General features: G+C 67.0%; 8 protein-coding genes and 2 CRISPR repeat arrays. Of the genes, 3 read left to right on the forward strand and 5 right to left on the reverse strand.

The window, feature by feature from the left end; translation table 11 throughout:
* The first annotated feature begins 243 nt into the window (after window positions 1–243).
* Complete coding sequence (locus DIZ27_RS44185) at window positions 244–1,044, forward strand: IS5 family transposase (protein ID WP_109383887.1); 801 nt, start codon at window positions 244–246, stop codon at window positions 1,042–1,044.
* A gap of 5 nt (window positions 1,045–1,049) precedes the next feature.
* Here DIZ27_RS44185 and DIZ27_RS44190 read toward each other — a convergent pair whose 3' ends face one another.
* The 4 genes from DIZ27_RS44190 to DIZ27_RS46445 all read right to left on the reverse strand — a co-directional run bounded on the left by DIZ27_RS44190 (window position 1,050) and on the right by DIZ27_RS46445 (window position 3,608).
* Entirely contained in the window at window positions 1,050–1,241 is a 192-nt protein-coding gene (locus DIZ27_RS44190; protein ID WP_181384033.1) for a toll/interleukin-1 receptor domain-containing protein, read from the reverse strand.
* Window positions 1,238–1,828: a hypothetical protein gene (locus tag DIZ27_RS44195; RefSeq protein ID WP_219933749.1), complete on the reverse strand. Its 591-nt coding sequence runs from the start codon at window positions 1,826–1,828 to the stop codon at window positions 1,238–1,240. The genes DIZ27_RS44190 and DIZ27_RS44195 overlap by 4 nt, the downstream gene beginning before the upstream one ends.
* A 135-nt stretch (window positions 1,829–1,963) precedes the next feature.
* Window positions 1,964–2,230, reverse strand: coding sequence for a hypothetical protein (locus tag DIZ27_RS44200; RefSeq protein WP_258308916.1), 267 nt, complete (start codon window positions 2,228–2,230; stop codon window positions 1,964–1,966).
* A gap of 37 nt (window positions 2,231–2,267) precedes the next feature.
* Window positions 2,268–2,962: direct repeats of the CRISPR family, unit length 29 nt; unit sequence CGGAACACCCCCACGTCGGTGGGGAGGAC.
* Between the two features lie 33 nt (window positions 2,963–2,995).
* A CRISPR array of direct repeats spans window positions 2,996–3,390; the repeat unit is 29 nt; unit sequence GTCCTCCCCGCCGACGCGGGGGTGTTCCG.
* Window positions 3,391–3,455: 65 nt separating this feature from the next.
* Complete coding sequence (locus DIZ27_RS46445; RefSeq protein ID WP_181384034.1) at window positions 3,456–3,608, reverse strand: hypothetical protein; 153 nt, start codon at window positions 3,606–3,608, stop codon at window positions 3,456–3,458.
* 135 nt (window positions 3,609–3,743) lie between these two features.
* Between DIZ27_RS46445 and DIZ27_RS44205 the strand changes: the two genes are divergently transcribed.
* Both DIZ27_RS44205 and DIZ27_RS44210 read left to right on the forward strand, forming a co-directional pair.
* Entirely contained in the window at window positions 3,744–4,127 is a 384-nt protein-coding gene (locus DIZ27_RS44205) for a TIR domain-containing protein (protein ID WP_109383883.1), read from the forward strand.
* A gap of 56 nt (window positions 4,128–4,183) precedes the next feature.
* Entirely contained in the window at window positions 4,184–4,591 is a 408-nt protein-coding gene (locus DIZ27_RS44210; protein ID WP_219933750.1) for a hypothetical protein, read from the forward strand.
* A 312-nt stretch (window positions 4,592–4,903) separates the two neighbouring features.
* Here the strand turns inward: DIZ27_RS44210 and DIZ27_RS44220 are convergent, their stop codons facing one another.
* Complete coding sequence (locus DIZ27_RS44220) at window positions 4,904–5,731, reverse strand: hypothetical protein (protein ID WP_146229156.1); 828 nt, start codon at window positions 5,729–5,731, stop codon at window positions 4,904–4,906.
* Between the last annotated feature and the right edge of the window lie 970 nt (window positions 5,732–6,701).

The raw sequence follows: 6,701 nt of genomic DNA on the forward strand, positions 1-6,701 counted from the left end.
GTCCATGAACTGATCGTCGGGACGGCGGAGCGGAATCGGTGAAGTCGTCCGGACGAGCAGGACCTCTTGGTAGCAACAGCGGTGTTGAAGCCGGCCGCTGCACCAAGAGGTCCTGTCATGCCGTTGTACGCGTACGCGCCCGTCGCTGTCACCCCGGATGAGGAAACTCGCTGCTCATGCGTGGCCTGCCGGTTCGGCCACGGTGCCGACCGCCCTGCCCGTCCGCGCCGCTACACCACGGACATGACGGACGCGGAGTGGCAGGCCATCGCGCCGCTGCTGCCCTGGCCGGCCTGGCTGGACGGCAACGGCGGCCGCCCGGAGGAGTACTGCCGCCGCCTGGTCATCGACGCCGTCTGCTACGTCGCCGACAACGGCAACAAGTGGCGCAACCTGCCCGCCGACTACGGCATTGGCTGGAAGACCCTGCACGCGATCTTCACCCGGTGGAGCCGGGACGGCTTCACCCTCGCCCTCCACAACGACCTTCGCGAGAAGGTCCGCGAGGCTGAAGGGCGTGAGCGGGAGCCGTCCGCGGCGGTCATCGACTCGCAGTCCGTGCGGGCCGCGGAGACCGTCGGCGCCGGCAGTCGGGGGTGGGACGCGGGCAAGAAGGTCGGCGGCCGCAAGCGCCACGTGATCGTGGACACCCTCGGCATGGTCCTGGTCGTGCTGGTGACCGCCGCCAGCGTGCAGGACCGCGACGGCGCCCGCCCGGCGCTGGAGTTCCTCCGCGACCTCTACGAGCGGATCGTCCTGGTGTGGGCCGACGGCGGCTACGCGGGCAGGCTCGTGGATTGGGCCAAAGACAAGGTCCAGGTCACGCTGGAGATCGTCAAGCGCAGCGACGACGTGAAGGGCTTCGTGGTGCTCCCGAGGCGCTGGGTGGTCGAGCGCACTCTGTCGTGGATCTGCCGGCGACGCCGGTGTGTCCGCGACTACGAGCGCTTACCGGAGCACCACGAGGCCATGGTCCACTGGTCGATGATCCTCCTGATGCGACGCCGCCTCGCCCGCGCCACCGCCCCGCCAACCTCGAAATGATCAGTTCATGGACAGGCACTAAGGAAGAAGACGAAAGCCGCTGACTCCTTGAGGGCTTCGTCGATGGAGTCGAGGATATCGCCACCGGCGTGGAACGACCGGTAGTCGATCGTGGCAAAGGCCCGGCCGACCTCGGATGCCACTTCTCGTACGAAGGCGGCGTCCTGTGTCGAGTAGGAGAAGAACGCCTTGATCACGGAACGGCCGGTCCTCTCGGGGCGGGCGGCTGGGACGAGACGGACGCTTGCGGAGCCTGGGCGGGGACGACCTCCGAGGTCCCGATCAGATCCGCGGCCCCTGCCACGTTACCCAGCACCTGGGCCAGTTCCAGGAGAACCAGACGCAGCGAGTCGAGATCGGCTCGGAGAGCGCCGATCTCCTGCCAGGTGTTCTCGTGCTCGACGGCGGAACGGCCGGCCGGCGCGGAGCTCTCCCAGGCCGTGAGCCGCGGATGCCACTTGCTGAGGACGGGCCGCACCGCCCTGTTAAGCACGGTGACGGCGAGGATCCCGAACGACACCTCGTTACGCGCCCCGGGTGGCGCGACGTCGGGGCCGTACCGTTTGAGGATGTCGCGGACCGTCGCGAAGAGGACGTACATGGAAGTCAACGCCTCACGCGCCGAACCTTCGTCTTCACGCAACGGGGCGACGGAAACCCGCGTCACCAGCTCCACGTAGAGCTCCCAGGCAGCCCTCTGCTCGGTGTCGTCGGGCTCCCACTCACCGCCGATCTCCCCCAGGAACGGAATGGTGATCTTGACGTTCAGCCGCTTTGGCCGCATGCGCCCCCCTGTACGTCTCGTCCCGTCAGATGGTAGACCAGTCACCCGAACAGCTTTCCGGACCAGCACGGCATCCTCTGGTGATCTCATGGAGATCATGCGGTGGCCGCAGACCGTCGTGGGATGCCGCAGCAACTACTGGCCGGGGTGGACGGCCTGGACGCCGGCGCCCGCGTACGCCTTGGACGTCAGGGTGAGCAGAAAGCGTCCGATGGGGTGGGCGGCGCAGGGCCGGGTGGCGTGGATGGAGTGGACGGCGGCCCAGGAGTGCCCGGAGCGCAGCAGCTCGGTGGCGGTGACCGCGGCGTCGGTGTCGAACGCCTCAAGATGGATGAACCGCAGGCCTTTGATGTAGCCGAGCAGGCCCGGCCACTCGACGTCGCCGGCCGTCAGCAACAGCACCGGCGCATACAGGTTTGAGGATGACGCGGCACCGGAGCACCCCCGCGTCGGCGGGGAGGACGCCCGTCAGGTCATCTCGGGCTGCGGGTCCAGCGGATCACCCCCGCGTCGGAGGAGAGGACGTCTCGGCGGCGCCCTTCTGGGTGGCGGTGATCGAAGCACCCCCGCGTCAGCGGGGAGGACACCAGATACAGGGCGATCAGTCCAGCTCCGTACGGATCACCCCCGCGTCGGCGGGGAGCACTGCCGCCAGGCCCGCTCCCACTCCGTGCGCGCCGGGACACCCCCGCGTTGGCGGGGAGGACTGCGGCAGCACGTCGTCGAGGTAGGCCTGCACCGGAACACCCCCACGTCGGTGGGGAGGACTCCCACCACTGGCCGGGCAGCCGGTCTGCCGCCGGAACACTCCCACGTCGGTGGGGAGGACGCGTCCTGCACGGTGCGCAGCGTGCGGTCGGCCGGAACACCCCCACGTCGGTGGGGAGGACGCGGCGGGGGTTGCTGCGGCGGGCACCTTGAGCGGAACACCCCCACGTCGGTGGGGAGGACTGGGCGGGGTCGCGCACGAAACGCAGGTCGCGTGGAACACCCCCACGTCGGTGGGGAGGACGGCGGCGCGTCGATGGGCTACTGGCTGGCGGGCGGAACACCCCCGCGTCGGTGGGGAGGACCGTGCCGCTCTCATCGCGTCCAGTTCGGCGTGCGGAACACCCCCACGTCGGTGGGGAGGACGCGCGCCTGGGAGGACGGGCTCGCGGCGCTGAGGTCCTCCCCGCCGACGCGGGGGTGTTCCGACCATCGGCGGGCAGCGGAAACTGGACCTCTCGTCCTCCCCGCCGACGCGGGGGTGTTCCATTCGCCCTCGCATTACCCACCAGTCCGGATCGGTCCTCCCCGCCGACGCGGGGGTGTTCCGCCCACCCACGAGCCGATCGTCCTCGCCCGTAAGTCCTCCCCGCCGACGCGGGGGTGTTCCGGCGCTCGACCAGATCCTCGATGCGCTGCGGACGTCCTCCCCGCCGACGCGGGGGTGTTCCGCCGACCCGCGCTGGTCCGCCCCGGACGCGCCCGTCCTCCCCGCCGACGCGGGGGTGTTCCGAAAACAGCCGAGGACTGGGGCACGGAGCAGGAGTCCTCCCCGCCGACGTGAGGGTGTTCCGCCTTCCCCGGCGACCGCCGCCGCTTCGACTGGTGTGGCAACCTTCCGTGAAGGGTGCCGGTTTACTCAGGTGCGGTCCAGCAGGGAGTGCAGCAGGGCAATGACTGCGATGCCGACGAAAAGGGCGGCCCCTGCTAAAGGGTGGATCAGGGCGAGGTAGGTGGCGCCCGCCCCGGCGAGTAACAGGACGGTGGTGCGCAGGTCGAGTTGGCCGTTCATCCGGGGTCCTTCGTTCGGGGCGGGTTGTTCCTGTCAGGCCCCGCCGCAGAGGGTGTCATCTCCGTTTCGATGGCTGCTGTCAGTGCCGACCCTTACCATTCGCGCAGATACCTCCACTTGGAGTAAGGAACGCCGATGCCCAAGCGCGTGTTCGTCAGTTTCGACTATGACTACGACAAGAGCCTCAAAGAATTCCTGATCGGGCAGGCCAAGAACCCTGACTCGCCCTTCGAGGTACATGACTGGTCGATCAAGAAGGCGTCGTCTGACTGGAAGGTCAAGGCCCGCGCCAGGATCCGAGCGTCCGACGTCGTCATCGTGATCTGCGGCAAGCACACGAACAAGGCTGCCGGCGTGGCCATCGAGCTCCAGATCGCCCAGGAGGAGGGGATCGACTACTTCCTGCTGAACGGGTACAGCGGCCAGACCGGCAAGAAGCCGACCGCTGCAAAGGCCAGCGACAAGCTCTACAAGTGGACGTGGCCTAACCTCAAGACGCTCGTCGGAGGGGCTCGGTGACAACGCCTCCCGACCCGGTCCAGCGTGCGGAGATCCTTGAGCTCTACAAACTTGGCGTGGAGATGGCCGACCGCGTCTCCGCGCGCCGCGGGACCGCCAACGCCTTCTTCCTCTCCGTCCAGACCACCTTCGTCGCCCTCGTGGCTTTTGGGTTCCCCAAGCTCGAGGACTCCCCTTGGTGGGCGGCGGTGGCCGTGGCTCTCGCCGGCGTCACGCTGTCGGCTACCTGGTGGCTGCAGCTTCGCAGCTACCGGGAGCTCAACACTGCCAAGTTCAAGGGCATCAACAAGATCGAGGAGCGGCTCCCGGTCAAGATATTCGCTGACGAATGGGAGGAGCTGAAGCGCGATCCGATCACCGGCTGGCGCAAGCGCTACGCCGAGTTGGGTGATACAGAACGCGTCGTTCCTCTGGTGTTCGTGGCAGCGCATGTGCTGCTGCTTGTGGGCACACTAAGTGCGTGACCTACCTTGATCCGCTCGCTGACCTTATTCGGGCCTGCCTCCCACCTGAAGCTGAACCTCCCGAGGACTCATCCGCTCTGTTCCGCATCTATGCAGTGTTGCTGAAGGCCAAGGGGGAGCAGGTAACCGACGAGGACGTCCACAATGCCTGGTCAGCCTGGATGCAGTCGGTCGACAGCACTCATGCGGCGCTCGTTCCCTTCGGGGAGCTCCCCCCAGAAACGCGTGCGTTCGATGCCCCGTACGCACAGGCCATCCGCGCAGCTGCTCGAAGAGTGGGCCGTAGCGCGGGCCCGTGATGCTGCCGGATCCTCAGCGGAGCTGGGCGAAGACGGGCTCCAGCGCCTTCCTGACGAACTCCACCCGGACCTCGGACCCGCGCATGAGCGGCATGGGCGCACGGTGGAAGTCGATGAAGTGTGGGGTCCAGCCGGGCCCGAAGAAGAGCGCGCCTCGTACGCTCATGCGACTATGCCGAAGGCCGAGAGCCGGGGGATCCAGGAGCGCCGGGAGGTTGATACGTGGGTGCGCCCGCTGCCGGAAATGCTCGTACGCGTCTTCTGGATCGGAGGGCACGAGGAGCAACAGCCGTTCCGGTCCCACCCGCGCCAACGCCTGTTCGAACTCCCACCAGACCCCCTCGGTCGTGCCCAGGCGCAGCACGATAAGGCGGGCTCCGGTCATGAGCTCGATGACCCGGTTCTGCCAGTCCTCGTCCATGTATAAACGATGCGCACCCAACAGCGGAAGCTGCTCGCCGGGCTGTCCGACAGCTATGACTGGCCCCGCCGTGGACAGCGCCAAGGTGAGCTCCTGCTCCTCGGTGAACTGCCGGGAGCCGATGGCATACGACCCCGCCAGATGGGACGACTTCGTGACGGAGTCGTCTTCGAACGAGCGCAGGTACAGGACAGGGGCCCGGCTGTCGCCGGCGGTGACCTCCTCGGCGGGGGCTTGCAGATGCTGTTGGCCCCGGGAGTAGAGCAGGCCCCCAGTGCCGCAGATCACGCCACCGCCGATGAGGACAATGACCATGTTGCTCAGGACCGCGTCGAGGAAGCCCCCCGTGCCCGAGATGAACAGCCGCGCGCCGTAGACGCCGAGCGACCCGATCAGGAGGAGAGCGCTGCCCGTGGCCATGAGCACGCGCCCTTTGAGCCGCGACTGCTGCGGAGGCGTATCGGCACCGACTGCCCCGCCAACCCCGTTTACCTCGCCGTACGACTCGTGCTGTGGTGACGTCATGCACTTTCTCCCTCCCCAAGAAGCCCATGGTGCGACGAGACGATCTGGGCGTCGAGAGCGCCGACATCGAGGACATCGTTTTCCCGTCACCGCCCTCTCGGACGACGACCCATGCGCTGACAGCCCTGAAGTCGACAATCACGCGATTCGGCTCTGTCGGGGAGTGTGTCCTGAACACGATGAGGAGCTCTATGTAGGAAGTGCATCCTCAAGTGATGCTGTGCGGGAGATGAAGGACTTGGCCCTTCGGAGTCGCCCTGCGGGGGGAGGCTCCAAACCGCCTCATGCTGCGTTGGCTGAAGACCGTCGTGGTGAGCGATGAGGAAAAGGCGTCGTGAGAGGCGTCAGGTGGGGATCAGGAAGACGAGCGCAAGCGAATCATTGCTGACGTGTCGAAACAGAGCGAGAAGGCATCAGAACCGGAGATATTTCTCGGCCTCCGGGATGAGTCTGGCGGGAGCCCGTTTATTGGCCAGATGGTGCCCGGYATGAAGATGACGTGAGCCTGATCTGCTGCTTCCGCATGGAACAGGAGAAAGCGCACCCCGACACTGTCCGCTCGGGTTGGGCGGCGAGAGGGAGCGTCCCAAGCGGCTGAAACCGTGAGGGACTGAGTACCGTCGCGGGGTGCGCTGGCGGACCGGCCCGTAGTAGCGATAAAGCCCCTGTAATGGGGGTGGAGCGAAGGGGCTGGGTCATCCGTGGCTGTGTTTGTTTGGTCAACCGGCGATGTCCGGGAGGAGCCGATGGAGCAGTTGAAGTCGTTAGGCAAGCCGTTTGATATTCCGAAGTTGGAGGTCTGGGAGGCTTTCCAGGATGTGAAGAGGAATCAGGGCGTGCCGGGAGTGGATGCGCAGTCCATCGA

It is taken from the genome of Streptomyces sp. NWU339 (genome assembly GCF_003143855.1).
GTDB lineage: Bacteria > Actinomycetota > Actinomycetes > Streptomycetales > Streptomycetaceae > Streptomyces.